This window comes from Massilia eburnea (assembly GCF_009720745.1).
Lineage (GTDB): Bacteria > Pseudomonadota > Gammaproteobacteria > Burkholderiales > Burkholderiaceae_D > Rugamonas > Rugamonas eburnea.
The window spans coordinates 1-26631 of sequence record NZ_WNKX01000017.1 but is presented as its reverse complement, the minus strand read 5'-3'; the positions used below and the strand labels follow the sequence as shown (position 1 = coordinate 26631).

Annotated in this window: 22 protein-coding genes and 2 tRNA genes; 16 read left to right on the top strand and 8 right to left on the bottom strand. The window is 62.2% G+C overall.

Going from position 1 to position 26631, the window contains the following annotated elements; all coding sequences use genetic code 11:
* Window positions 1-21: 21 nt before the first annotated feature.
* On the top strand, window positions 22-225 hold the full coding sequence (locus tag GM658_RS19845; protein WP_170298892.1) for a SlyX family protein: 204 nt from the start codon (window positions 22-24) through the stop codon (window positions 223-225).
* Here GM658_RS19845 and GM658_RS19840 read toward each other — a convergent pair.
* The gene (locus GM658_RS19840; protein ID WP_155455796.1) at window positions 200-865 is read right to left on the bottom strand and encodes a hypothetical protein; all 666 of its coding nucleotides are present in this window, start codon (window positions 863-865) and stop codon (window positions 200-202) included. The two genes, GM658_RS19845 and GM658_RS19840, sit on opposite strands and share 26 nt — an antisense overlap.
* Window positions 866-993: 128 nt before the next feature.
* Between GM658_RS19840 and GM658_RS19835 the strand changes: the two genes are divergently transcribed.
* Window positions 994-3108, top strand: coding sequence for a M3 family metallopeptidase (locus tag GM658_RS19835; RefSeq protein WP_155455795.1), 2115 nt, complete (start codon window positions 994-996; stop codon window positions 3106-3108).
* Window positions 3109-3168: 60 nt separating this feature from the next.
* Window positions 3169-3441, top strand: a complete 273-nt coding sequence (locus tag GM658_RS19830) for a DUF4404 family protein (RefSeq protein ID WP_155455794.1) — start codon at window positions 3169-3171, stop codon at window positions 3439-3441.
* Window positions 3442-3518: 77 nt separating this feature from the next.
* On the opposite strand, the gene GM658_RS19825 is transcribed toward GM658_RS19830, so the two are convergent.
* Window positions 3519-4031, bottom strand: coding sequence for a DUF1269 domain-containing protein (locus GM658_RS19825; protein ID WP_229416983.1), 513 nt, complete (start codon window positions 4029-4031; stop codon window positions 3519-3521).
* A 169-nt stretch (window positions 4032-4200) separates the two neighbouring features.
* On the opposite strand from GM658_RS19825, the gene GM658_RS19820 reads away from it, so the two are divergent.
* The 7 genes from GM658_RS19820 (at window position 4201) to ubiT (ending at window position 15131) form a co-directional block, all read left to right on the top strand.
* Complete coding sequence (locus GM658_RS19820; protein WP_155455793.1) at window positions 4201-6510, top strand: YgiQ family radical SAM protein; 2310 nt, start codon at window positions 4201-4203, stop codon at window positions 6508-6510.
* A gap of 141 nt (window positions 6511-6651) precedes the next feature.
* Window positions 6652-9420 carry an EAL domain-containing protein gene (locus GM658_RS19815; protein WP_170298891.1) on the top strand — a complete coding sequence of 923 codons (2769 nt, stop codon included), beginning with the start codon at window positions 6652-6654 and terminating at the stop codon, window positions 9418-9420.
* A gap of 68 nt (window positions 9421-9488) precedes the next feature.
* The gene (locus GM658_RS19810; RefSeq protein ID WP_155455792.1) at window positions 9489-11057 is read left to right on the top strand and encodes an oleate hydratase; all 1569 of its coding nucleotides are present in this window, start codon (window positions 9489-9491) and stop codon (window positions 11055-11057) included.
* A gap of 72 nt (window positions 11058-11129) precedes the next feature.
* A complete protein-coding gene (gene ipdC / locus GM658_RS19805; RefSeq protein WP_155455791.1) occupies window positions 11130-12764 on the top strand; it encodes an indolepyruvate/phenylpyruvate decarboxylase in 1635 nt (544 codons plus the stop codon).
* The gene (ubiU, locus tag GM658_RS19800) at window positions 12761-13759 is read left to right on the top strand and encodes a ubiquinone anaerobic biosynthesis protein UbiU (RefSeq protein WP_155455790.1); all 999 of its coding nucleotides are present in this window, start codon (window positions 12761-12763) and stop codon (window positions 13757-13759) included. The genes ipdC and ubiU overlap by 4 nt, the downstream gene beginning before the upstream one ends.
* 2 nt (window positions 13760-13761) lie before the next feature.
* Window positions 13762-14649, top strand: coding sequence for a U32 family peptidase (locus GM658_RS19795; protein WP_155455789.1), 888 nt, complete (start codon window positions 13762-13764; stop codon window positions 14647-14649).
* The gene (gene ubiT / locus GM658_RS19790) at window positions 14646-15131 is read left to right on the top strand and encodes a ubiquinone anaerobic biosynthesis accessory factor UbiT (protein WP_308612984.1); all 486 of its coding nucleotides are present in this window, start codon (window positions 14646-14648) and stop codon (window positions 15129-15131) included. Before GM658_RS19795 ends, ubiT begins: the two co-directional genes overlap by 4 nt.
* On the opposite strand, the gene GM658_RS19785 is transcribed toward ubiT, so the two are convergent.
* Window positions 15106-15597: a hypothetical protein gene (locus GM658_RS19785; protein ID WP_155455788.1), complete on the bottom strand. Its 492-nt coding sequence runs from the start codon at window positions 15595-15597 to the stop codon at window positions 15106-15108. The two genes, ubiT and GM658_RS19785, sit on opposite strands and share 26 nt — an antisense overlap.
* 211 nt (window positions 15598-15808) lie before the next feature.
* On the opposite strand from GM658_RS19785, the gene ahpC reads away from it, so the two are divergent.
* On the top strand, window positions 15809-16372 hold the full coding sequence (ahpC, locus tag GM658_RS19780) for an alkyl hydroperoxide reductase subunit C (protein ID WP_057265746.1): 564 nt from the start codon (window positions 15809-15811) through the stop codon (window positions 16370-16372).
* Between the two features lie 102 nt (window positions 16373-16474).
* Entirely contained in the window at window positions 16475-18055 is a 1581-nt protein-coding gene (ahpF, locus tag GM658_RS19775) for an alkyl hydroperoxide reductase subunit F (protein WP_155455787.1), read from the top strand.
* A 214-nt stretch (window positions 18056-18269) separates the two neighbouring features.
* On the opposite strand, the gene GM658_RS19770 is transcribed toward ahpF, so the two are convergent.
* The 3 genes from GM658_RS19770 to GM658_RS19760 form a co-directional block, all read right to left on the bottom strand.
* A tRNA-Asp gene (locus tag GM658_RS19770) sits at window positions 18270-18346 on the bottom strand.
* Window positions 18347-18365: 19 nt separating this feature from the next.
* Window positions 18366-18441, bottom strand: a tRNA-Val gene (locus tag GM658_RS19765).
* 101 nt (window positions 18442-18542) lie between these two features.
* The gene (locus tag GM658_RS19760) at window positions 18543-20654 is read right to left on the bottom strand and encodes a S9 family peptidase (protein ID WP_371865177.1); all 2112 of its coding nucleotides are present in this window, start codon (window positions 20652-20654) and stop codon (window positions 18543-18545) included.
* 67 nt (window positions 20655-20721) lie between these two features.
* Here GM658_RS19760 and GM658_RS29110 point away from each other — a divergent pair, with 67 nt between their 5' ends.
* Entirely contained in the window at window positions 20722-21993 is a 1272-nt protein-coding gene (locus GM658_RS29110) for an MFS transporter (protein ID WP_211841902.1), read from the top strand.
* On the top strand, window positions 21990-23249 hold the full coding sequence (locus GM658_RS19755; RefSeq protein WP_371865176.1) for a glycerate kinase type-2 family protein: 1260 nt from the start codon (window positions 21990-21992) through the stop codon (window positions 23247-23249). Before GM658_RS29110 ends, GM658_RS19755 begins: the two co-directional genes overlap by 4 nt.
* Here the strand turns inward: GM658_RS19755 and GM658_RS19750 are convergent.
* On the bottom strand, window positions 23242-23877 hold the full coding sequence (locus GM658_RS19750; RefSeq protein WP_155455785.1) for a hypothetical protein: 636 nt from the start codon (window positions 23875-23877) through the stop codon (window positions 23242-23244). The two genes, GM658_RS19755 and GM658_RS19750, sit on opposite strands and share 8 nt — an antisense overlap.
* A 46-nt stretch (window positions 23878-23923) precedes the next feature.
* A complete protein-coding gene (locus tag GM658_RS19745) occupies window positions 23924-24871 on the bottom strand; it encodes a DUF8616 domain-containing protein (protein WP_155455784.1) in 948 nt (315 codons plus the stop codon).
* Here GM658_RS19745 and GM658_RS19740 point away from each other — a divergent pair.
* A complete protein-coding gene (locus GM658_RS19740; protein ID WP_155455783.1) occupies window positions 24870-25718 on the top strand; it encodes an alpha/beta fold hydrolase in 849 nt (282 codons plus the stop codon). The genes GM658_RS19745 and GM658_RS19740 overlap by 2 nt on opposite strands.
* Before the next feature lie 10 nt (window positions 25719-25728).
* Window positions 25729-26538, top strand: coding sequence for a helix-turn-helix domain-containing protein (locus GM658_RS19735; RefSeq protein WP_211841901.1), 810 nt, complete (start codon window positions 25729-25731; stop codon window positions 26536-26538).
* Window positions 26539-26631 lie beyond the last annotated feature (93 nt).

The window sequence follows — 26631 nt, the reverse complement described above, 5'->3', positions numbered from 1 at the left end:
TACCCGTGGCAGGAGCAGGCTGTGAGCAGCGAAGACCGTTTCATCGATATTGAAATCAAATTGGCGCACCAGGAAGACCTGGTGGAGTCGCTGAACCAGCGCGTCTACGAACAACAGAAGCAGATCGACCAGCTGGAGGCCATGCTGGTGGCGCTGGCAGAACGCGTCCGCACCACCTCGCAAGCCAACCAGACTCCGCTCAACGAGCCGCCGCCCCACTATTGATTTGCCGCCGGCGGGTGAAGGCCAAAGCGGCTAATCCCGCGCCCGCAAGCCACAGGCCGGACGGTGCATTGAGCTGCACAAGGTCCGGCTGCACCACGAGGTTATCGAGCGAGAATTCAGGTCCGCCGCCAGTCGCCCCCAGGCCGGAAAAAGTCACCGACATCAAGTTGCGAAAGCGGTCGTCGAGCAGGAATTGCTGCATCCCCTTTTGCGGATCCTTGAACAAATCCAGGTTGAATATTTTCGAGACCGTGCCGCCAGTCTCCAGTTGCCCAAGCACCTGGATCTGGCGCGCCCAGACGTGGGGCATATCCAGCCAGCTCTCGCCGCCATCAAACTGAAGAAAATCAAAGGCGCCGCCATCGGGACGGCTGACGGTAATGGTGGATGTATTGAAGGTCACCAGGCGCTTGGTGCCATCGCCGGAATACTTCAAGGCATCCTCGCCAGCAGGGCCCACGACATAGGCGAAAGGGTCAATGCCGCTTCCGCCATGGGTGATCTGGTAGCCATGCGACAGCTCGGATGAAAACTCAAAGTAGGCCAGGTGCGGCAAGTCTTCAAAGTCGATCACGGCGGCCTTGGCCGCGAAAGGCGAGGCGCTGCACACTGCGAGTGCAAGGCAAGCTATTACTTTCATAACGCTCTCCAATTTTTGGCACTGCGGGTCAGAAAGAATGACAGCAAATGCGGCGCAGTGCAACATGACTTTGCGCGGCAAGGTTGCTATCATCGTGCGCCTCGAAACATTACAAAACAGGAGAGAGAATGTTCCGTCCCAAATTGTTGGTCATCGCTGCCAGCCTGGCAGTAGCCGGTGCCGCCAACGCCGCCCTGCCGGCATCCAATCCGTTTGCGCAAGAGTCCAGGCTGCCGCTGAACTATCCGGCATTCGACAAAATCAAGAACGCGGATTACGGCCCTGCCTACGAGGAAGGCATGAAGGAACAGGCGGGGGAAATCGCCAGGATCGCCAACAACAAGGCCGCGCCGACATTCGAGAACACCATCGTGGCGATGGAGCGTTCCGGCCGCCTGCTGGACCGCGTCAGCTCCGTGTTCGGCAACCTGTCCGGCGCCAACACCAATGACGATTTCGAAGCGCTGAACCGCGAACTGGCGCCAAAGCTGTCCGCCCACAGCGATGCGATCCGCCTCAATGAAAAACTGTACGCGCGCATCAAGGCCCTGTACGACAAGCGCGACAAGCTGAAGCTGGATCCGGAGTCCAAACGCCTGCTGGAACGCTACCACACCGACTTCGTGCGCGCGGGCGCCAAGCTGTCCGCCGCCGACAAGGAAAAGCTGAAAGCCTACAACGCGCAGCTGGCCGCCCTGTCCACCACCTTCAGCCAGAACGTGCTGAAGGAAGCCAACGCTTCCGCACTGGTGGTCGATACGCGCGAAGAACTGGCCGGCATGTCCGACAAGGCGATCGACGCCGCGGCCGCCGCCGCCAAAGCCAAAGGCATGGAAGGCAAATTCCTGATCGCCATCGCCAACACTACCGGCCAGGCGCCGCTGGAAGTGCTGACCAACCGTACGACCCGTGAGCGCCTGCTGGCCACCTCGCTGGCGCGCGGCAGCCATGGGGGCGATTTCGACAACCGGGAAGTGGTGCTGAAGATCGCCAAGCTGCGCGCCGAACGCGCCGCCCTGCTTGGCTATCCATCGCACGCCGCTTACCAGCTGGAAGACCAGACCGCGCACGACACCGACGCCGTCAACAAGCTGCTGGGCGAGCTGGTGAAGCCGGCCGTCAACAACGCACGCAAGGAATCGGCCGACATCCAGGCCGTGATCGATGCGGAGAAGGGCGGTTTCGCCAACGCCGCGCAGGACTGGGCCTTCTACACCGACAAAGTGCGCCAGGAACGCTACGCCTTCGACCAGAACCAGCTGAAACCTTACTTCGAACTGGATAACGTGCTGCAGAACGGCGTCTTCTATGCTGCCAACAAGGTGTACGGCATCACCTTCAAGGAGCGCAAGGACCTGCCGGTGTACCAGCCGGACGTGCGCGTGTTCGACGTGTTCGATGCCGACGGCAAACAGCTGGCGATCTTCCTGGGCGATTTCTACGCGCGCAGCAACAAGCGTGGCGGGGCATGGATGAATGCCTATGTGTCGCAGTCCACGCTGCTGGGCACCAAGCCGGTGGTGGCGAACCACCTGAACATTCCCAAGCCTGCAGCCGGCGAGCCGACCCTGCTGACATACGACGAAGCGCGCACCCTGTTCCACGAATTCGGCCACGCGCTGCACGGCATGTTCTCCCACGTGAAGTACCCGCGCTTTGCGGGCACCCGCGTGCCGCGCGACTTCGTGGAATTCCCGTCGCAGGTCAACGAAATGTGGATGGCCTGGCCGGAAGTGCTGAACAACTATGCCAAGCATTACCAGACCGGCGCGCCCATGCCGAAGGAGTTGCTGGAGAAGGTGCAGGCATCGGCCAAGTTCAACGAAGGCTTCCGCACCACCGAATACCTGGCGGCCTCGATCCTGGATCAGCGCTGGCACCAGCTGCCGGCAGACAAGATCCCGACCGACGTGCTGGGCTTCGAGTCTTCCGTGCTGAAAGACGCCGGCATCGATTTCGCACCGGTGCCGCCGCGTTACCGCACCACCTACTTCTCGCACGTGTTCGCCGGCGGCTACTCGGCCGGCTATTACGGCTACCTGTGGTCGGAGAAGCTGGACGCGGACACCGTCGAATGGTTCACCGAAAACGGCGGCATGCTGCGCAAGAATGGCGATCACTTCCGCAAGGCCCTGCTGTCCAAAGGCGGCACCATGGATGCGATGCAGATGTACCGCGAGTTCCGCGGCCGCGATGCACGCATCGAACCGCTGCTCGAGCGCCGCGGCTTGAAAGCCAACTAAGCGCCTCGCGCCAGATGGGTGTATAAAGAAGGCATAGCCACTTCAACGGGGAAAGGAATCATGGACACCAAGCTGAAGGAGACTCTCCGCCAATTGCACGCCTCTCTGGCACACCACGGCCCGGTCGATGACGAATTGATGGTCCTGTTGCGCCAGCTCGATAGCGACATCAAGCAAATCCTCGACCAGCCGGCCGAGCCGGAGGGCGGCACCAGCACCTACGGCCTGGCCGAACGCACGCAGGAAATCACGGCGCAGTTCGCGGCAAAGCATCCGGCGCTCGAGCCGACCTTGCGCGAACTGACCCGTATTCTGGGCAATATGGGCATTTAAAAAGCGGGCCGCAGCCCGCTTTCGGAATGGAACCCGGGGTATTACCGGCTGTCCGGCCGGCCCCCGGGAGGCTAGCCTTATGGGAAGGCCAGCATGGGCGGTTCTTCACCGCCAAAGTTGAAGTCAGGATGACGTTTGGCGATCATTTCCTCGATCTCCTTCATGCGCCGCACCGGCACGTCTACCATCATCAGGACCTGACCTTGTTCAATACGCTCTGAATACTGATCCAGCTTCTTGTTGGGCACCGCCGCCGCATTCATGCCGCTGGCCCAGCCGCCGAACAGTGCACCGCCCAGCATGACCAGCAAAATGGTCATGGTACGCAGGGTCAGTCCTTCGGGTGGGAAAGCAACCAGGAAGACACCGGCGCACAGTCCCACAATCCCGCCAATGGCGATCCCCAGCTTGGCGCCGTGGACCAGGTCCGTTCGCAGCAGGAAATTGCAATCTGGCATGTCATCGGGCAGGGTGCCCTCTTTGGCCATGAAGTGGATATGCCGTTCTTCGATGCGTGCCAGCAGCAGTTCGTCCAGTTCTGCGCGGGCGGCTTTTACATTGGGAAGCATGTAGTACAGTCTGCGTCGCATGATTTTCACTCCATGGAAGACGTTGTATACCCGTTATAGCAAAAATGGCACGATGTTCAATGAGTATTTGCCCAAAACACCTTGCTGGAACGTCACAAGTTACTGAAACTTAAAGGATTTTTGCAAGCCGAAGCGGGCGCTAACCGGTGATTTCCGGTACAATGCCGGGATGAATTCCCCAGCCAATCTTTTCGCGGCCGTCGCCAAGCGGTCTGCGCGCGCTTCTGCTGCGCCTTTCCTTCCCATGTCCCGCGCCGAAATGGACGCCCTGGGCTGGGACCAGTGCGACGTCATCCTGGTGACCGGCGACGCCTACATCGACCACCCAAGCTTCGGCATGGCCCTGGTCGGCCGCCTGCTGGAAGCGCAAGGCTACCGCGTGGGCATCATCGCCCAGCCGGACTGGCACAATGTGGAATCGTTCCGCGCCCTGGGCAAGCCGCGCCTGTACTATGGCATCACCGCCGGCAATATGGACTCCATGGTCAACCGCTATACGGCCGACCGCAAGATCCGCTCCGACGACGCCTACACGCCGAACGCCGAGCCGAACAAGCGCCCTGACCGCGCCGTGACCGTGTACGCCCAGAAGGCGCGCGAAGCCTTCCCCGGCACGCCGATCATCATCGGTTCCATCGAAGCCTCGCTGCGCCGCATTGCCCACTACGACTACTGGTCGGACAAGGTGCGCAAGTCGGTGCTGACCGAGTCCAAGGCCGACCTGCTGATCTTCGGTAACGCCGAACGCGCCCTGGTCGACCTGACCCGCCGCCTGGACATGGGCGAAAAGATCAAGGAGATCAAGGACCTGCGCGGCACCGCCTTCCTGGTGCCGCACGGCTGGCTGCCGTCCGGCGAATGGTCGGTGCACAACTCGAACCGCGTCGACGTGCCGGGCCGCGTCGACCCGCATCCCGATCCTTACGCCATGGCGAAGGAAGACAAGAAGGAATGCGCCACCGAGAACGCCGCGCCGGAACCGGTGCTCAAGCCGGTCATCATCATGACCCGCGAAGAGCGCCTGGCGGCCGCCAAGGAAAAGCACAACAAGACCGTGGTGCGCCTGCCATCCTACGAAGTGGTCAAGGAAGACCCCGTGATGTACGCCCACGCCTCGCGCGTGTTCCACCTCGAATCGAACCCGGGCAATGCGCGCGCGCTGGTGCAGCAGCACGGCGACCGCGACGTATGGATGAACCCTCCGCCGCTGCCGCTGGCCATGGACGAAATGGACGGCGTGTACGACATGGAGTACTCGCGCGCCCCGCACCCGAGCTATGGCAATGCCAATATCCCGGCCTGGGAAATGATCCGCTTCTCGGTCAACATCATGCGCGGCTGCTTCGGCGGCTGCACCTTCTGCTCGATCACCGAGCACGAAGGCCGCATCATCCAGAGCCGTTCCGAGCCGTCCATCCTGCGCGAGATCGAGCATATCCGCGACAAGACCAAGGGCTTCACCGGCATCATCTCCGACCTGGGCGGCCCGACCGCGAACATGTACCGCCTGTCCTGCAAGGACAAGTCGATCGAAGAGACCTGCCGCCGCCTGTCCTGCGTCTACCCGTCGATCTGCGTCAACCTGGGCACCGACCACAGCAAACTGATCCAGCTGTACCGCAAGGCGCGCGAAATCAAGGGCGTGAAGAAGATCCTGATCCAGTCCGGCCTGCGCTACGACCTGGCCGTGCGTTCGCCTGAATACGTGAAAGAGCTGGTGACCCACCACGTGGGCGGCCTGCTGAAGATCGCGCCCGAGCACACCGAAACCAATGTGCTGAGCAAGATGATGAAGCCGGGCATCGGCGCCTACGACGAATTCAAGGCGATGTTCGAGAAGTATTCGCTGGAAGCGGGCAAGAAGCAGTACCTGATCCCTTACTTCATCGCCGCCCACCCGGGCACGACGGACGAGGACATGCTGAACCTGGCCCTGTGGCTGAAGAAGAACAACTTCCGCCTCGACCAGGTGCAGACCTTCATGCCGACCCCGATGGCGATGGCATCGGCCATGTACCACTCGCGCAAGAACCCGCTGCACAAGGTCACCGAGAATTCGGAAAACGTGGAAACCCCGCGCACGCTGAAACAGCGCCAGGCGCACAAGGCCTTCCTGCGTTATTACGATCCGAAGAACTGGCCGATCCTGCGCGAGACCCTGCGCCGCATGGGCCGCGGCGATTTGATCGGCGATGGCGAACGCCACCTGATCCCGCCCTACCGCGTCGGCGAAGAGAACTTCAAGGCATCGTCCGGCAAGCGCGCCATGCCGATGCTGGCGCCGGGCCAGCAGAAGCGCGGCGCCGGCCTGCCTCCGCCGGCCCACGTCGCGCGCGGCGGCAAGCCGAACGCGCTGACCGGTTCGATGACGGCGCGCGCCACGGTGGAAACCAAGGCACGCCCTTCCATCCTCGACACCATCAAGGTGAAACCGAAAGCGGCTCCGGCCAAGAGCGGCAGCCGCCCTGGCCGCAAGTAACCGCCAGTAATCACTAATGTGCTATCACCTGCTGCATTTCCATAGGATTTTGCAGCAGGAATGCCACACTCGGCGCGCTGCGCGCTGTGAAGCGGATACAATCGGCAGGTAGACCCCGCCAACTTTGTATCCGGAAAAAACGTGCCCCAATTCCTGGCTGGCCTGTTCGTCTTTCTGCTGCTGTCTGCGTCATCGGCGCAGGCGCAGGACCGCGTCATACTCCAGCTGAAGCACAGCCACCAGTTCCAGTTTGCCGGCTATTACGCCGCCCTGGAAAAGGGCTACTACCGCGATGCCGGCCTGGACGTCCAGATCCTTGAGGGCAATGACGGCAACGAGCCGGAACGCGCCGTGGTCGATGGCCGGGCCCAATACGGGGTTGGCAGCAGCAGCCTGCTGCTGGCCCGCCTGTCCGGCAAGCCGCTGGTGGTGCTGGCCGTGATCTTCCAGCATTCCCCTTATGCATTGGCGATGCGCCAGACCGGGCCGGCGCCGGATATCCGCAGCATTATCGGCAAGCGCGCGATGATCGGCTCCCTGACCGATGAACTGACCCAGGCCGACGAGGTGATCGCCTACCTGCGCAAGGAGGGCATCGGCGCCAACCAGTTCGTGCGCGTGGAGCACAGCTTCAATCCGGACGACCTGGTAAAAGGCAAAGTCGACGCCATGTCGATCTATGTGACCAATGAGCCGGATTATCTTGACCGGCTGGGGTTCCCCTACGATATCTACAGTCCGCGCGCCGCCGGCATCGACTTTTATGGCGACAACCTGTTCACCAGCGAAGCGGAAATCAAGAATCACCCGGACCGCGTACGCGCCTTCCGCGCCGCCAGCATGCGCGGCTGGCAGTACGCCATGAGCCACCAGGAAGAAGTCGTCGACCTGATTCTCAACAAATACTCGCGCCAGCACGACCGCATGCATTTGCTGTATGAGGCGCGCCAGATGGTGCCGCTGGTGCAGCCGGTGCTGGTGGAAATCGGCTACATGAACCCGGACCGTTGGCAGCACATCGCCGACATCTACACGGAACTGGGCATGATGCCGAAAGGCGCTACCTGGAACGGCTTCCTGTACAACGCCGATCCCGGCTCCGACCTGACCTTGCTGTACCGCGTACTCGGCGTGGCGGCCGGCCTGCTGGTGCTGGGCGGGGCGATCCACTTCTCGCTGCTCACGCGCGAACGTACGCGCGCAGAGGAAACCATCCGCAAAGGCGAGCAGCGTTTCCGCACCATGTTTGAAGCGGCGCCGATGGGCATTGCGCTGATCGACTCGGGCGACGGCCAGTTCCGCGACGTCAATCCGCGTTTCGCCGAAATTGCCGGCCGCTCGGCGCAGGAAATGCGCAACTGCCGCTGGCTCGATATCTGCCACCCGGACGACGTGGCGCCGGAGCGGGAAAAGATGGCACAGCTGTCGGCGCAGCAGATCACCGGCTTCAAGCTGGAGACGCGACTGATGCGTCCCGACGGCCGCATCGTCTGGGTGGAAGCCTCGATCAACGCGGTGGAAACGGAGAGCCAGCCGCACCACCTGTGCATGATCGAAGACATCACCGAGAAAAAGGAGACCGAGGCGCTGATCTGGCAGCAGGCCAACTTCGACACGCTGACGCAGCTGCCGAACCGCCGCATGTTCCTCGACCGCCTGCAGCACGATATTTTGAAATCGCGCCGTGACGGCACCCGCATCGCCATCCTGTTCATCGACCTTGACCACTTCAAGGAAGTCAACGACACCCTCGGCCACCACCAGGGTGACGTGCTGCTGGTGGAAGCGGCGCGCCGCATCGGCGCCTGCGTGCGCCAGTCGGACACCGTGTCGCGCCTGGGCGGCGACGAATTCACCGTGATCCTGCCCGAACTGGCGGAGGTGGACCGGGTGGAAGACATCGCCCAGCACATCATCGACAGCCTGCGCATGCCGTTCCAGCTGGGGCAGGAGCAGGCCTTCGTGTCCGCTTCGATCGGCATCACCATCTACCCGGACGATGCCGGCAATATGGAAGACTTGCTGAAGCACGCCGACCAGGCCATGTACGCCGCCAAGGGGGCGGGCCGCAACCGTTTCAGCTACTTCACACCGGCCCTGCAGGTGGCGGCGCTGAACCGCATGCGCCTGACCAACGACCTGCGCGGCGCGTTGAAAGGCAACCAGCTCAAACTGTACTTCCAGCCCATCGTGCACCTCCAGACCGGCAAGGTGCACAAAGCGGAGGCCCTGATCCGCTGGGAGCACCCGCAGCGCGGCATGGTCAGCCCGCTCGAATTCATCCCGCTGGCCGAATCGAGCGGCCTGATTGTCGATATCGGCGAATGGGTGCTGCGCGAATCGGCGCACTGGGTCAAGCGCTGGCGCGCCGAAGTCCATCCCGGCTTCCAGGTCAGCGTGAACCAGTCGCCGATGGAATTCCAGCGCGAACGCGGCAGCTATGCCGGCTGGCTGGCCTTCCTGCAGCAGCTGGGCGTGCCCGGCGAGAGCATCGTGGTGGAAATCACCGAGGGCCTGTTGCTGGACGCGAGTACCAGCGTCACCGACAAGCTGCTGCTGCTGCGTGACGCCGGCATCCAGGTGGCGCTGGACGATTTCGGCACCGGCTATTCGTCCCTGTCTTACCTGAAAAAGTTCGACATCGATTACCTCAAGATCGACCGCAGTTTTACCCGCAACCTCGCGCCGGATTCGAGCGACATGGCGCTATCCGACGCAATCATCGTCATGGCGCACAAACTTGGCCTGAGCGTGATCGCAGAAGGCGTAGAAACCACCGAACAGCGCGACCTGCTGGCCGCAGCCGGTTGCGACTACGGCCAGGGTTACCTGTTTGCTCGCCCCCTTCCCGCCGCCGACTTCGACGCCATGCTCCACCAGCAGGCCACTGCAGAAGCCACTGTCGCTTGATTCAAATCAAATACAAGACGCGTTGCAGAGACCTATAGTTACTCCCTGACTAAGCAAGGAGTAGCGAAATGGAAAAAGAAAAACAGGCTTACATGGTCGGCGCCGGCATTGGCAACCTGGCGGCGGCGGCCTTCATGATCCGCGACGGAAAAATGCGCGGTGAGCAAATCCGGATTTTTGAGTCGCTCGGCGTCGCGGGCGGCAGCCTGGATGGCGCGGGCAATGCGCAAGACGGCTATCGCCTGCGCGGCGGCCGCATGCTGACGACCGATAACTACGAATGCACCTGGGACCTGTTCGCATCGATCCCGTCCCTTGTGCACCCAGGCCAGTCGGTGCTTGACGAAACGCTGGCTTTTAATGAATTGCACAAGTCGCATTCGCAGGCGCGCCTGGTTGACCGCAACCGCCACAAGGTGGATGTCACTTCGATGGGTTTCAACCTGCGCGACCGGATGGAGTTGCTCAAGCTGCACGAGGCCGACGAAGCAGCGCTTGGCAACAGCCCGATCACCGACCACCTGTCGCCGGAATTCTTCGAGACGCCGTTCTGGACTATGTGGGCTACGACCTTCGCCTTCCAGCCGTGGCATAGCGCGGTGGAATTCAAGCGTTACCTGCACCGGTTCATGAAAGAGTTCTCGCGCATCGAGACGCTGGCAGGCGTCAAGCGCACCGTCTTCAACCAGTACGACTCCTTCGTGAGGCCGCTCCAGGCCTGGCTGCAGCAGCAGGGCGTGCGCATCGAGACCGGCTGCACGGTGACCGACATCAAGCTGGCGGACTCGAAAAGCCAGCTGCTGGTGCATGCGATCGAACTGGAACGCGATGGCGAACGCGAATTGCTGCCAATCGTCCCGGACGACCTGGTCTTCTTCCAGAACGGTTCGATGACGGACGCCTCCAGCTTCGGCAGCATGGACGCGGCGCCGCAGCGGCTTGACCGCCACCAGAGCGGCGGCTGGAAGCTGTGGGAACGGCTGGCGGAAGGCCGCCCTGAGCTTGGCAATCCCGCCGCCTTCAACCGCAACATCCAGCAATCGTGGTGGGAATCGTTCACCGTGACTTTGCAAGACTCCATTTTCTTCGACCAGATGGAAGCCTTCTCCGGCAACGTCGCCGGCACCGGCGGCCTGGTGACCTTCAAGGATTCCAACTGGCTGATGTCCGTTGTGCTGGCGCACCAGCCGCACTTCGCCGGCCAGCCGGACAACGTGAAGGTGTTCTGGGGCTACGCCCTGCACCCGGACCGGGTCGGCAATTTCGTCGCCAAACCGATGGCGGAGTGCACCGGCGCGGAAATCCTGCGTGAACTGGCCGGACATCTGAACTTCGAACCTGAAGTCTTCGCACAGGCCAACTGCATCCCGTGCCGCATGCCGTATATCACCAGCATGTTCATGCCGCGTCACTACAGCGACAGGCCGCTACCGGTTCCGTTCGGCTCGCGCAACCTGGCGCTGGTGAGCCAGTTCGTCGAAGTGCCGGACGATGTGGTGTTCACGGTCGAATACTCCGTGCGTGCGGCGCAGATGGCCGTCTACCAGCTGCTGGGCATCGAGCGCGAAGTCCCGCCAATCAAGCGCCACGACAAGACGCTTGAGGTGATGCTGGCCGCGCTGGTCAAGGCCGCCTGAAGTTGATCCATGCGCGCGAAAACTTGACCTGGCTCAAGGATTTTTCGGGCGCGCGCGCGCAAGATGCGGGGCATGAATTTAGCACACTCCCTCTTGCACGCGCTGGCTGATCACGGCGCGCGTGAAGTCTTTGGTATCCCCGGAGACTTCGTCCTTGCCTTCTTCGAACAAATCGAGAAATCTGGCGTCCTGCCCCTCTACACGCTGAGCCACGAGCCGGGCGTGGGCTTTGCAGCCGATGGGGCGGCGCGCTATCACGGGCGCTTAAGTGTGGCGGCGGTGACCTATGGTGCGGGGGCACTGAATATGGTCAACGCCGTCGCCGGCGCCTATGCGGAGAAAGTGCCGATGGTGGTGATCTCCGGCGCTCCGGGCGCCAATGAACGCCGCAACGGCTTCCTGCTGCATCACCAGGTCAAGCACCTGGATTCGCAAATGGCCATCTTCCGCGAAATCACTTGCGACCAATGCGTGCTGGATGATCCGCTGCGCGCACCGGAAGATATCGCCCGCGTGCTGCGTAGCGCGATCACGCATTCGCGCCCGGTCTACATCGAGCTGCCGCGCGACATGGTGCACGCGCCATGTGGCCGCGTACACGCAGCGCCGGCGCCGAAACATGACGAGGATGCACTCGCCGCCTGCGTCCAGGAGGTGCTCTCCCGCCTTGAACGCGCAGCGCGCCCTGTCCTGATGGTCGATATCGAAATCCGCCGCTTCGGCCTGGAGGCCAAGGTGGCGCAACTGGCCGCCAAGCTGCAGGTGCCGGTGGTTACCTGCTTCATGGGCCGCGGCCTGCTGGCCAGCGAGTCCCAGGCGCCGCTGCTCGGCACCTACCTCGGCGTCGCCGGTGCACCGGAAGTGACCGAAGCCGTCGAAGGCTCCGATGCCCTGCTGATGCTGGGCGTGATCCTGTCCGACACCAACTTCGGCGTGCAGCGCGAACGCATCGACCTGCGCAAGTGCATGCTGGCGCTGGACGGCGACGTCACCCTCGGCTACCACACCTACCACGACATCCCGCTGGAAGCGCTGGTCGATGGCTTGCTGGCGCACGCCAAGCCGCTGCGCGCCGATGCCGCCCTGCATGGTGAACGCACCGCTTATCCATGCGACCTACCGGCTGACGACAAAGCTATCGTCCCGCGGGATGTGGCAAGCGCCGTCAACGACATGATGCGCAAGCACGGCCGCATGCCTATCGCCTCCGATATCGGCGACTGCCTGTTCACCGCGCTGGACATCGAAAATACCGACCTGCTGGCGCCTGGCTATTACGCCACCATGGGTTACGGCGTGCCCGCCGCATTCGGCCTGCAAGCGGCCAGCGGCGAGCGCCCGTTGGTGCTGGTAGGCGATGGCGCCTTCCAGATGACGGGATGGGAGCTTGGCAATTGCCAGCGCTACGGCCTGGACCCGATTGTGGTCGTTTTCAACAACTGCAGCTGGGAGATGCTGCGCGCCTTCCAGCCGCAATCTGCCTTCTGTGACTTGAGCGACTGGCATTTCGCCGATATGGCGCAAGCAATGGGGGGTGACGGCTACCGCGCTACCACGCGCGCCGAGCTGGCGGCAGCGCTGGAAAGCGCCGTCCAGAGACGCGGCCGCTTCCAGCTGGTGGAAGTTATGCTGCCGCGCGGCGGCCAGTCCGACACGCTGTCGCGTTTCGTGAACGGCGTGCGCCGCCTGCAAGGAAGCAAAGCATGATTGAACTTGTTTGTCCCGCCGGCAACCTGCCGGCGTTGAAGGCTGCCGTCGACAACGGCGCCGACAGCGTCTATATGGGCTTCCGTGACGCCACCAACGCCCGTAATTTCGCTGGCCTGAATTTCGACGAAGCCGCGATCGCGGAAGGCATCCGCTACGCCCATGCGCGCGGCCGCAACGTACTGCTGGCGCTGAACACCTACCCTCAAGCGGCCAACTGGAAGCTGTGGCGCGAAGCGGTCGACCGCGCCGCAGGCGCCGGTATTGATGCCATCATCCTGGCTGATCCTGGCCTGATGGAGTATGCCCGCGGCAAATATCCCGGCCTGCGCCTGCACCTGTCCGTGCAGGGCTCCGCCACCAACTACGAAGCGATCAACTTCTACCATGAGCAGTTCGGCATATCGCGCGCCGTGCTCCCGCGCGTGCTGTCGATGCAGCAGGTTGAGCACCTGCTGCGCCATGTGAAGACCGAGATCGAAGTGTTCGGCTTCGGCAGCCTGTGCGTGATGGTGGAAGGCCGCTGTGCCTTGTCCTCATACGCCACCGGCGAATCGCCCAATACGGCAGGCGTGTGTTCGCCCGCCAAGGCGGTGCGCTGGCAGCAGACCCCGAAAGGCCTGGAGTCGCGCCTGAACGGGGTGCTGATCGACCGCTACCAGCCCGACGAAAACGCCAGCTACCCAACGCTGTGCAAGGGCCGCTTTGAAGTGGAAGGCGAAACCTATTACGCCATCGAAGAACCGGCTAGCCTGAACACCATGGAGCTGCTGCCGCAACTGGTGCAGATGGGCGTCAAGGCGATCAAGATCGAAGGCCGCCAGCGCAGTCCCGCTTACGTGGCGCAGGTAACGCAAGCCTGGCGCGCAGCCATCGACGCCTGCGGCGACGGCAAGCGCCGCTTCGCCATCCACCCAAGCTGGAGCGCTGCGCTCGACCGCGTAGCGGAAGGCCAGCAGCACACCCTGGGCGCCTATCACCGCAAATGGAAATGAGTATGTTGAAACTAGCCCTCGGCCCGGTGCTTTACTACTGGCCGCGCCTGACGATGTTCGAGTTCTACCAGCAGGTAGCGGAAAGCCCGGTGGACATCGTCTACCTGGGCGAGGTTGTATGCTCGCGCCGCCACGAACTGCGCCTGCCCGACTGGCTCGATATCGGCGCCATGCTGCGCGACGCCGGCAAGGAGGTGGTGCTGTCCACGCAAGCCTTGATCGAGTCGGGCGCCGAACTGACTACCATGCGCAAGCTGTGCGAAAACCGCGACTTCCTGGTGGAAGCCAATGATTTCGGTGCCGTGCGCAACCTGGAAGGCGCCGGCTTCATCGCCGGCCCGCACCTGAACATCTACAGCGAACCAACGCTGGCCGTGCTGGCCCGCCAGGGCACGCGCCGCTGGGTGGCGCCGCTGGAGATGGACCGCAGCGCCATCGCCACGCTTCTGAAAACCCAGCCGGCCGGCGTGGAAAGCGAAGTCTTTGCCTGGGGCCGCATGCCGCTGGCCTTTTCCGCCCGCTGCATGACTGCCCGCAACCGCAATTTGCCGAAAGACGATTGCCAGTTCAGCTGCATCGACTATCCGGATGGCCTGATCATGGACACCCGTGAACAGAAGGCCTTCCTGGTGTTGAACGGCATCCAGACGCAGTCGGCGCTGTGCTGCAACCTGGTGCGCGCCATGCCGGAGATGGCCGACATGGGCATCAACGTGTTGCGCATTTCTCCGCAAGCGCAAGATACGCTCGAAGTAATGGCCGTCTTCGACAAGGTACGGCGTGGCGAATGGCAGGCGCCGCACGCCGCCGTGGTGCTCGAACCGCTGGCGCCAGGCGGCAGCTGCGATGGCTTCTGGTACGGCCAGCCCGGCATGGAGCGCGTGGCATGAATCCTTCGATGAGTACCGCCCAATACCGCATCCCCAGCGCCATCGGCCGTCTTCTGGGCCGCCTGCCGCCGCAGCCGCCAGCCTGGCTGTTCGTGCAGGGCCTGAACCGCATCCTGGCGCCGCAATTGCCTGACGATGTGAAGCAAGCCCTGTTCGCCCGCCGCCTGCGCTTGCGGGTGGAAGACGCTGGCCTGGCGATCGATTTCAGCTGGCAGGGCAAGGCCTTTGAAATGGCCCGCCACGGCGACCAGCCTGACCTCACCATCGGCGCCTGCGCGCACGACCTGGTACTGATGGCGCGCCGCCAGGAAGACCCGGACACACTATTCTTCAGCCGCCGCCTGATCCTGGAAGGCGACACCGAGCTTGGCCTGCTGTTCAAGAACACCTTGGATGGACTGGACGCAAGTGTCTTCGACTGGCGCCAACTGCTCCCTAAAATTCCCACTCCAAGAGTCAGCCGCCCCGGTAGTACCGAATAGGGACGACAATGCGCTGCTTGCCGCGTTCCACCAGTAATTTGCCTTTGAAGTCGTCGCCGCAGCAGCTTTCCGTGGTCACTTCGCACGAGGTACTGGTGACTGTGGCGTCCATTTCAACTTTCAGCTTGCCGTCCTGCGAGGCAAAGAAATAGCGGTGGCGCTCTCCGAGCGAGGGCTTTTTCTTGCTGAGCTTGCCCTCGGTAATCTGCTCGCCGGTCCGTCTCAACGCGATTTGAGCACCGTCGATGGAAATGACAGCCCTGCTTTCATATTCGACCGAGTCAGATTGCTGCTCAAACACCAATACCCATTTCGAGTCCTTTTCGTCGCTGGCGACGCAGTTGTTTTCATCCTCGGCGTCGCACTGCTCCGCCGGCAGGGCATCCAGGCCAAATGGAGCTGCGCCGACGGAGGCGGAGGTCGCCAGCAGCAGCGACAGCAAAGCAGTACGAGGGTGGAACGGCATAGCTGACTTTCAGTTGAGAAATAAACAAGACGATAGGGCAATACTGCACGGCCAGCAACCGTTTTCCCGCCAAAAGGAAATAATAATGATCGCGCTTCGCGGTTCTGATAGGCAAAGACTATTGAGTCTATTTGAACAATCAAATTTCCAAATCTCAGTGAAAGCCTTAAACTGGCGTCTCATTGATTCACAAACCCACGAGGAAACCACAATGTCCCTGATTAACACCCAAGTAAAACCATTCAAGGCCACCGCATACCACAACGGCAAATTCGTTGACCTGAGCGAAGAATCCCTGAAAGGCAAGTGGTCCGTATTCGTGTTCTACCCAGCCGACTTCACCTTCGTGTGCCCAACCGAGCTGGAAGACCTGGCAGACCACCACGCAGAATTCGCCAAGCTGGGCGTGGACGTGTACGGCATTTCGACCGACACCCACTTCGCCCACAAGGCATGGCACGACACCTCCGACGCGATCAAGAAAGTGCAGTACGCCCTGATCGGCGACCCAACCGGCACCCTGTCCCGTAACTTCGAAGTCATGATCGAAGAAGAAGGCCTGGCACTGCGTGGCACCTTCGTGATCAACCCAGAAGGCTTCATCAAAGTGATGGAAGTGCACGACAACGGCATCGGCCGCGACGCTGCGGAACTGCTGCGTAAAGTGAAGGCAGCCCAGTACGTTGCTTCCCACCCAGGCGAAGTTTGCCCAGCCAAGTGGACCGAAGGCGCGGCAACCCTGAAGCCATCGCTGGACCTGGTCGGCAAGATCTGAGCATCTTAGTCTGCTAATGGCTTGAACAGGCGACCCCACGGGGTCGCCTTGGGGCGTTGAAGCGGTACCTACCGCAAGCGACTAATCAAGAAAGGAATAGCCATGCTGGACGCAGACCTGAAAGCCCAACTCTCCTCCTACCTGGAGCGCGTTGTCCACCCGATCGAGATCGTGGCGCACACCGACGCCTCCGCCAAATCGCAGGAAATGTCGGCCCTGCTGCAGGATGTCGTATCCGCCGGCCACGGCAAGATCACCGTGGTGGCAGGCAGCGACGACAAGGCACGCAAGCCTTCCTTCGACATCACCCGTAAAGGCACCGATATCGGCGTGAGCTTCGCCGGCATCCCGATGGGCCACGAATTCACCTCGCTCGTTCTGGCGCTGCTGCAAGTGGGCGGCCACCCGATCAAGCTGGATGAAAAAGTCATCGAGCAAATCCGCAACCTGGACGGCGATTTCGTCTTCGAGACCTTCATCTCCCTGAGCTGCCATAACTGCCCGGAAGTGGTACAGGCGCTCAACGCCATGTCCGTGATCAACCCGCGCATCAAGGTGGTGGCGGTGGACGGCGGCGTGTTCCCGAAAGAAGTCGAGGAACGCCAGGTGATGGCCGTGCCGATGATGTACCTGAATGGCCAGCACTTCGGCCAGGGCCGTACCAACGTCGAGGAAATCCTCGCCAAGCTCGATACCGGCGCCTCGGCCCGTGCTGCAGCTGAATTGAGCAAAAAGGACGTGTTCGACGTGCTGATCGTCGGCGGCGGCCCTGCTGGCGCTGCTGCGGCCATCTACACGGCGCGCAAAGGCATTCGCACCGGCGTGATCGCCGACCGCTTCGGCGGCCAGGTGCTGGATACGCTGTCGATCGAGAACTTCATCTCGGTGAAGGAAACCGACGGCCAGAAATTCGCGGTGGCGCTGGAGCAGCACGTCAAGGAATACGACGTGGACATCATGAACACCCAGCGCGCTTCGAAGATCGTGCCGGGCAAGATCAAGGAAGTCCATACCGAATCCGGCGCTGTGCTGCGCGCCAAGTCCGTGATCATTTCGACCGGCGCCCGCTGGCGCGAGATCAATGTGCCGGGCGAGAAGGAATACCGCAACCACGGCGTGGCCTACTGCCCGCACTGCGATGGGCCACTGTTCAAGGGCAAGCGCGTGGCGGTGATCGGCGGCGGCAACTCGGGCGTGGAAGCGGCGATTGACCTGGCCGGCATCGTCGAGCATGTGACCCTGATCGAGTTCGGCGCGGAACTGCGTGCGGATGCGGTGCTGCAGCGTAAGCTCGCTACCCTGCGCAATGTGAAGGTGATCAAGTCGGCGCAGACCTCCGAGATCCATGGCGATGGCAAGAAGGTCAATGGCTTGAGCTATACCGACCGTGAATCCGGCCAGTCGCATCGCGTGGATCTGGAAGGGGTGTTTGTGCAGATTGGACTGGTGCCAAATACCGAGTGGCTGAAGGGGACGATTGAGCTGTCCAAGCATGGCGAGATTGAAGTTGACGCGAAAGGCCAGACTTCGGAGACCGGTATCTTTGCGGCGGGTGACGTGACGACCGTGCCGTACAAGCAGATCGTGATTGCGGTTGGCGAGGGTGCGAAGGCGGCTCTTGGTTCGTTCGATTACCTGATCCGCTCTTCGGCGGATGATGAGCCGGCTGCGATTGCGGCTTAAACCCGGTAAGGCGGGGTCAGACCCAAGGGTCTGACCCCAGATGTACAAAGGCCTCGGACTTGGTTCGAGGCTTTTGACTTTCGTCGAAGATCAAAGGCGCACAACCCACCCCGGCCGTCGAACAGACAGGGTCTGACCCTTGGGTCAGACCCCGATTTACCGGGTTCTGAAATGAAAAAAGCCCCGAATCTCTTCGGGGCTTTTTTCTGAATATTGGCGGAGCGGACGGGGCTCGAACCCGCGACCCCCGGCGTGACAGGCCGGTATTCTAACCAACTGAACTACCGCTCCAATTCTTCATCAGTGTGACTGGTGGGCGCTGAGAGGCTCGAACTCCCGACCTAATCCTTGTAAGGGATCCGCTCTACCAACTGAGCTAAGCGCCCCTGTCTTCACTGTCGAACGTTTGTCACAACGTTCAGAAGAGGCCGCATTATAGGATGGATTTGGAAACCCGCGCAAGCGTTTTTCCAAAAAACCGCAAAAATTATTGCGTCACCCCGATTTGCGACAGCAGCCAGGCCATCTCAAACGCTTTATCCTCCAGCGCGTTATAACGCCCGGACGAGCCGCCATGGCCCGCCCCCATATTCACCTTCAGTAGCAGCGGATTGCTGTCCGTCTTGTTGCGACGCAGCTTGGCCACGTACTTGGCCGGCTCCCAGTACATCACCTGGCTATCGTTCAAGCCCGTCGTCACCAGCATGGCAGGGTAATCTTTCAACAAGATGTTGTCATACGGGGAATAGCTGCGCATATAGTCGTACGCCGCCTTCTCGTTCGGGTTACCCCACTCCAGGTATTCGCCCGTGGTCAGCGGCAGGCTGGCGTCCATCATCGTGTTCATCACGTCGACGAAAGGCACGGCCGCATGCACTGCCTTGAACAAGTCCGGACGCATATTCACCACAGCCCCCATCAGCAAGCCGCCTGCGCTGCCGCCCTGGATCGCCAGGCGGTCGGCGCTGGTCCACTTTTCCTTGACCAGGTATTCAGCGCTGTCGACGAAATCGTTGAAGGTGTTCTTCTTGTGCATCAGCATGCCGTCGTCATGCCAGGCTTCGCCCATGTCGTTGCCGCCGCGGATATGCGCCGCCGCGTAAATCACGCCGCGTTCCAGCATGCTCAATCGGGTCAGCGAGAAAGTCGCTTCCTGCGGAATGCCATAGGAACCGTATGAGTACAGCACCAGCGGCGCGGAGCCATCCAGCTTCACGCCCTTCTTATAGGCCACCCACAGCGGCACCTTCACGCCGTCGCGCGCGGTCGCCCACAGTCGCTTGGTTTCGTACTGGCTGAAATCGAAGCCGCCCGCCACTTCCTGCTTTTTCAGCACGGTGCGTTCGCCGGTCTTCATGTCGACGTCGATGATGGTCGGCGGCGACAGCGGCGACTGGTAGCTGAGCCGGTACTTGGTCAGCGTCTCGTCGTCATTGGCCTTCGGTACTTCCATCGACACATAGACTTCGTCGTCGAACTTCACGGTCAGCCATTTCTTCGCCGCGAAGTCGTAGATGCGGGTGCGGTTCAGCGCGCGCGATTTTTCATTCAGCACCAGGAAGCCGTCGAACACGTTCATGCCCGTGATCAGGGTGTCTTTGTCGTGCGGTACCAGCTCGGTCCATTTTTTCGGATTGGACAGCGGCGCGGTAACGACGCGGAAGTTCTTGGCGTCCTTGTTGGTGTAGATGTACAGCATGCCTTGTCGTTGCAGCACGATATAGCGATGGCCTTTTTCGCGGCCCAGCACGGACTTGAACTTGGCCTTCGGCTGGTTCTTCGGCAGCATCGACACTTCATAGGTGTCGGTGGAGGCGGCAGCGAGGTAAATGGAGTTCTTATCGGTATAGAGCTCCAGCGCGAACTGCTCGACCGGCTCGTGAACCACCTGCTCCGGCGCGCCGCCCAGCGGCAGGCGGAATACGCGGTCGGAGCGCTTGGTGGTGGCGTCTTCCTGCGTGACGAACAAGGTCTTGTTGTCGGCAGCCCAGGCCAGCGAGGTTACGCGCGGCATGGTGGTGGAGAGCACCTTCCCGGTCTGCAGGTCCTTCACATGCAGCTCATACTGGCGGAAGCCATTGCTGTCGGTCGTGTAGGCCAGCATCTTGCCATCCGGGCTGGCGTGCATCACGCCGAGGTGGAAGAACTTCAGGCCTTCCGCCATCGCGTTCTGGTCCAGCAGGATTTCTTCCGGCGCGTTGGCGTCGTAGTTGCCATCCTTGCCGGCCTTGCGGCGGCAATTCAGCGGGTATTGCTTGCCGGCCTCGATGCGGTTGTAATAGTAGTAGCCGTTCATGCGCGCCGGCACGGACAGGTCGACGGGCTGGGTGCGGTCCTTGAATTCCTTGAACAGGCGGTCGGCGAACGGCTTGATGTTCTCCGTCATGGCGGCGGTGTAGGCATTCTCCGCCTTCAGGTAGTCGATCACGGCGGGATCGCTCTTTTCACGCAGCCAGTGATAATCGTCGGTCACCTGCTCGCCATGGCGGGTTTCCATCCACTGGACCTTGGCGGCCAGGGGCGGCTGCGGCAGGTCCGCAGCGAAGGCAGGTGCGGCCAGCAAGGGCAGCAGCAGGCCGGTGATGAGGCGTATGCTCACTTCTTCGTCTCCATTCGGAAAAAATGTGCAATGATTCTAGGGTGTCATAGTTAGAAATACAACAAGAATGATCACTACCGAAAAGCTGTACGCGCGCGTCGGCTGGCGCCTGCTGCCATTTTTGTTCATGTGTTACGTGGTGGCCTACCTGGACCGCGTCAACATCGGCTTTGCCAAGCTGCAGATGCAGGCGGATTTGCAGCTCTCCGACACGGTGTATGGGCTGGGGGCGGGCATATTCTTCCTCGGCTACTTCCTGTTCGAAGTGCCGGCCAACCTGCTCATGCTGAAGGTCGGTGCAAGGCGCTGGATCGCACGCATCATGGCCAGCTGGGGCCTGCTGTCGGCCGCCATGCTGTTCATGAGCAGCCCAGCCAGTTTCTACGTGATGCGCTTCCTGCTTGGCGTGGCGGAGGCAGGCTTCTTCCCCGGCGTGATCCTGTACCTGACCTACTGGTATCCGGCGCAGAAGCGTGCGCGCATCGTCGCCATCTTCATGAGCGGCGTGGCGGTGGCGGGCATCCTGGGTGGTCCGCTATCGGGCTGGATCATGTCGCGTTTTGCCGGACATGCCGGCCTGGCGGGCTGGCAGTGGCTGTTCCTGCTGGAAGGCTTGCCGGCAGTGGTGCTGGGCGTGCTGACGCTGGCCCTGCTCGACGACGGCATCGACGACGCCACCTGGCTTGATGACGATGAAAAGGCGCTGCTGAAAGCGGAACTGGCGCGCGATGGCGAGCCGCGTGCGCAATGGGGACTGCGCCACGTATTCGGCAGCAGCCGGGTGTGGATCCTTGCCCTGGTCTACTTCCTGATGGTGATGGGACTGTACGGTGTCGGCTTCTGGCTGCCGCAATTGATACGCAATACTGGCGTGCAGGACGTCCTGGATATCGGCCTGCTGACTGCGATCCCTTACAGCATTGCCGCGGTGACGATGATCGTCTCCGCGCGCCATTCCGACCGCACGGGCGAGCGGCGCTGGCACCTTGTGCTGGCGGCCTTTATCGGGTCCGCCGGCTTGCTGGCGTCGACGCACTTCGTCAACGACCCTGCGCTGGCGCTGGCAGCCCTGAGCGTGGCGACGGCGGGCATCCTCAGCACCTTCCCGGTGTTCTGGAGCATTCCGACCGCCATGCTGGGCGGCTCCGCTGCAGCTGCCGGCATCGCCATGATCAACTCGCTCGGCAACCTGGCGGGCTTTGCCAGCCCCTACCTGGTGGGCGCTATCAAGGACGCCACGCACAGCACCGCCAACGGCATGCTGCTGCTGGCGGCCAGCCAGGCAGTCGGTGGCATACTGGTGATGCTGTGTGTTGGCCGCAAAGGGGAAATGCTGTGAAGACCGGGCGCGAAATTCTGTCGGAACTGTTCAACGCCGCGCTGCGCGCGGCCGACCCGCTCGACACCATCGCGGCCCACCTGCCGCCGCCGCCCAAAGGCCGCACCGTGATCATTGGCGCCGGCAAGGCGTCGGCGCGCATGGCGCAAGGGGTGGAGCGGCGCTGGCACGGTTCGCTCAGCGGCGTGGTGGTCACGCGCTACGGGCACGGCGCCCCAACCCGGCAGGTGGAAGTGATAGAGGCCGGCCATCCGGTGCCGGACGACGCCAGCCAGGCCGCGGCGCGGCGCATGCTGTCGGCGGTACGCGGCCTGGGGCCGGACGATATGGTGCTGTGCCTGATGTCCGGCGGCGGCTCGGCCCTGATGTCGCTGCCGGCAGCCGGCATTACCCTGCAGCAGAAACAGGACATCAACAAGGCCTTGTTGCGCAGCGGGGCGCCGATTGGCGACATCAATATCGTGCGCAAGCACCTGTCGGCCATCAAGGGCGGCAGGCTGGCGCTGGCTTGCGGCCAGGCGCGCGTGGTGACCCTGGTACTGTCGGACGTGCCGGGCGACGACCCGGCGGTGGTGGCCAGCGGGCCGACCCTGGCGGATGCCTCCACTGCAGCCGACGCCTTGCGCATCCTGCAGCAATACGGCATCGACATTCCAGCAGAAGTGCGCGACGTGCTGGAAGACCCCGCGCTGGAAACGCCCAAGCCAGGCGACCCGCGCCTGGCGCGCAACAGCGTTGCCGTCATTGCCACCGCCAGGCATGCCCTGCAGGCGGCCGCCGATGTTGCCCGTGCCGAGGGCTTGCGTCCGCTTGTCCTGAGTGACCGGGTGGAGGGCGAGGCGCGCAATGTCGCGGTCTCGCACGCGGCCCTGGTGCAGGGCGTGATCGAACATGGCAGCCCTTTGCGGCCGCCTTGCGTGATCCTTTCAGGGGGAGAAACCAGCGTCACCGTGCAAGGGACGGGACGCGGCGGACGCAATGCGGAATACCTGCTGGCGCTGGCTGTCGCATTCCAGTCCGTGCCGGGCGTGTACGCCATCGCCTGCGATACGGATGGTATCGACGGCACCGAGGACAACGCCGGCGCCGTACTCGGGCCGGACACCCTGCAGCGCGCCGTTGACCTGGGACTGGATGCGCGCGCCCTGCTCGACAACAACGACGGCTACAGCTTCTTCGCCGCACTGGGCGACCTGGTGGTCACCGGTCCGACGCGCACCAACGTCAACGACTTCCGCGCAATCCTGGTTATTTGATGGCGGCGGCCATCTTGGCCCACACCGCATCGCCGATGTCCTTGCGGCCGTCCGGCGCGCGGTAGGACAGGAAGAAGGTCTCGTTCTTTTTGCCCGTTGCCATGTACATGAAGTAGGCCGGCTGCCCCGTCGTGCCGCTGATCATGGAAATCATCACGGCCGGGTTCTTGACGTCGTAAAACTCCTTGACCTGGATATTGGTGGCTGCGCCGCGCAGCTTGTTCAGCGATCCAGGATCGTTAATGCCATAGAACACGTGGTGTGATGCGTCGTAAGTGACGTTGGTGGCGGTCGAACCGTACATGTAGCCGTTGCGGGTCGGCAGGGCGGCCGCGGTGGCGTTTACCGCATCCTCGGGCCGCATCCAGTAGGAATAGCCGATCTTCTTGACTTTGGACTGCTGGTATTCCACCGGCACTGGCACGTTAAGGGGAAGCACGAACGGCAAGCGCCCCTGCATGAAGTCATTGACCGGCACGTCGCGCGTCTGTACTTGCACCGCAGCGGGAGCGGGGGCGGAAGCCGCCGCCTTGGCCGATGCCTTCGCCGAAGCCGAAGGCGCTGCGGCCGCTGCAGCAGCGGTGGCGGTAGTGATGGCCAGGCTGGCCGCAAACAAAATCGATTTCAACGGGAACTCCTGTTTTTCATTTCTGCACTCCGGGAGGGTAATCCTCTCACGGCTTGCCTTTGCTGCGCAATGTCGTTTGTTCAAGCAGGGTGGCGGACGGCCGGTCGCCGGCTGTCGCCGCCTTCCTGAGCAATGCCAGTGCTGCCTCACGGTCGCCGCTATCGCCGCGTTCAAGTCTCAGGATAGCGGCGTTATAGGCGGCAATCGGGTTACCCAGGGCCGCTGAGGCATCGAATGCCGCCAAGGCGCGCGATGGACAAAGGCTGAATACTTCATGGCCGACACCGGCGCGCAGGAGTCCCTGAGCATCGCGCTGCTTTGCAAACGTGTCTTCAAATTGCGCAGGCCAGCCTTCGACCAGGGATGCCATGACCTTTTCGCCTTTCTTGACAGCATAGGGGCCTGTTTTGAACACAGTGAAGGCTTGCTGAGTGACGGCTGTCTTGCCGTCCTTTTCGTACCAAAGGAAACCATTCGGACCGCTGACCTTCATGTCGCCGAGGGCACTGGACAACTGCTGCGCCAGTGACCTGCGATGTTTGTCGGGGGAGGCGCCGCTCCACGAAGCCATCAGGATAACTTCGTGGATCTTGCTGCCTTGCTGCTTGACCATTCCTGCCATGTTTTCGATGGTCATGATGCGGGAGTCGGGGCCGTAAAAATGCCAGGGGCTTCCATGCAGGCTGATGCTCAGGACTTCGTCACCGACATCTGGTGAAGCGAGAGTGTACTGGTATAGCGCCTCCGCGGCAGGTACGCAGTCCGCGCCTATCGGATAGCAGTTATCGAGATTAATGACGCCTTTCAGCGGCAGCGTCGTCGGGCAGTCTGCCTGTGCGGTGGCGCAGGCGGCCAGCAGTGAGAGCAGAGAGAGCAGGGAAAGTCCTCGATTGAAAGTCACATGGGTTCCTGTTTGATTACCTGGGAGGTAATCGTCGCACGCTGCGCTTTTGTTGACAATAGATTCATCAACCAAGGAAAGGAAGCGAATCATGACTGCATACAAAATCTCCGGCGCCCGCATCATCGAACCAAACACCGTGCGCACTGCCGACGGCGTCAACCTGTACTTCCGCGATTGGGGAGAAGGCGAGCCGGTGCTGTTTGTGGGCGGCTGGTCGCTGGGCGCCGATTCCTGGTGCTACCAGATGCTGGCGCTGGCGGAGCAAGGCATGCGCACCATTGCCTTCGACCGGCGCGGCCACGGCCGCTCCAGCGATCCTGGCCGCGGCTACGACTTCAACACCCTGGCCGACGACCTGGCCGCCGTGCTGGAAGCGCTCGACCTGGAAGACGTCACTTTGGTGGCGCACTCCATGGGCTGCAACGAGGTGGTGCGCTACCTGACCCGCCACGGCCAGCGCCGCATCAAGCGCGTCGCCATGCTGGGCACCATGACGCCTTACGTGGTCAAGGCGCACGACAACCCGAATGGCATCGACCCCAGCGTGCTCGAACACTTCCGCAACGAGCAGCTGATGAAGGACTTGCCGAAATGGGTCGACGACAACCTGCCGCCTTTCGTCGCACCAGAGACCCCGCAAGGCATGCGGGACTGGCTGCGCGCCATGCCGATGCAGGCTTCGCTGCAGGCCCTGTACGAATGCAACCGCTCCTTGCAGCGGGAAGACTTCCGCGCCGAGCTGCCGCAGATCACGCTGCCCGTGCTGCTGATTGCCGGCACCAATGACGTCAGCGCGCCGTTCGAGTTGACCGCAAAACCCAGCGCCGCCCTGCTGCCGAACGTCAAGCTGAACGTGTATGAAGGCGCGCCGCATGGTATGTTCCTCACCCACATGGCAAGGGTGAACAGCGACTTGCTGGACTTCATCCAGTCTTGAAAGGACCGATATGGGAGCGGCAGCACCGGAACAGTATTTCAGCGACTACGCGGCGGCCATGCGCTACTGGCGCGGCAAGCGCGGCTTCAGCCAGCTGCGGCTGGCGACCGAAAGCGGCATCTCGCAGCGCCATATCAGCTTCCTGGAAAGCGGGCGTTCGCAGCCGAGCCGCGAAATGATCTTGAAACTTGGCATCGTGCTCGATATTCCGCTGCGCCAGCGCAATGTGATGCTGCTGGCGGCGGGTTACGCGCCGGCCTACCAGGAGCGCAAGCTGTCCGATCCCGAGATGCAGGCGGTGAAGCAGGCGCTCGACTTCATGCTGCGGCAGCAGGCGCCCTATCCCGCGCTGGTGGTGGACAGGCTGTGGAACCTGGTCATGAGCAATGATCCGGCGGTCAAGATGATCCACTGGCTGCTTGGCGGTCCCCCCGCCAGCGGCAATGTGATCCGGTTGATGCTGGATCCGGATGGCTTGCGCCCGTACATCGTGAACTGGGAAGACGTCAGCGCCGATGTGCTGCAGTGGATACAGCGCGAAGCAATGAGCGATGGGCCGGGCAGCGAGGCCACCATGCTGCTGGAGGATCTGCTGGCCATTCCCGGTGTGCGCGCGGCGTCCATCGTGCCCAACCTGGACCGGCGCGCCTTGCCCTTCCTTCCGTTCACCGTGCGCAAGGATGGCGTGGAGCTGAACCTGTTCACCACCATCACCACACTCGGCACGCCGCACGACGTGACCTTGCATGAGCTGCGCATGGAGGCGTTTTTCCCGGCCGATGAGGCGACGGCGGAATGGTTCCGCCGTCAGCGAGGTTAGAACTCTTCCCAGTCGTCGCCCGGCGGGGTGGCCTTGGCCGCTGCGGCCGGGCGCCTAGCCGGCCCGCCCCGCGCCGCCGTGGAGCGTGCCGTC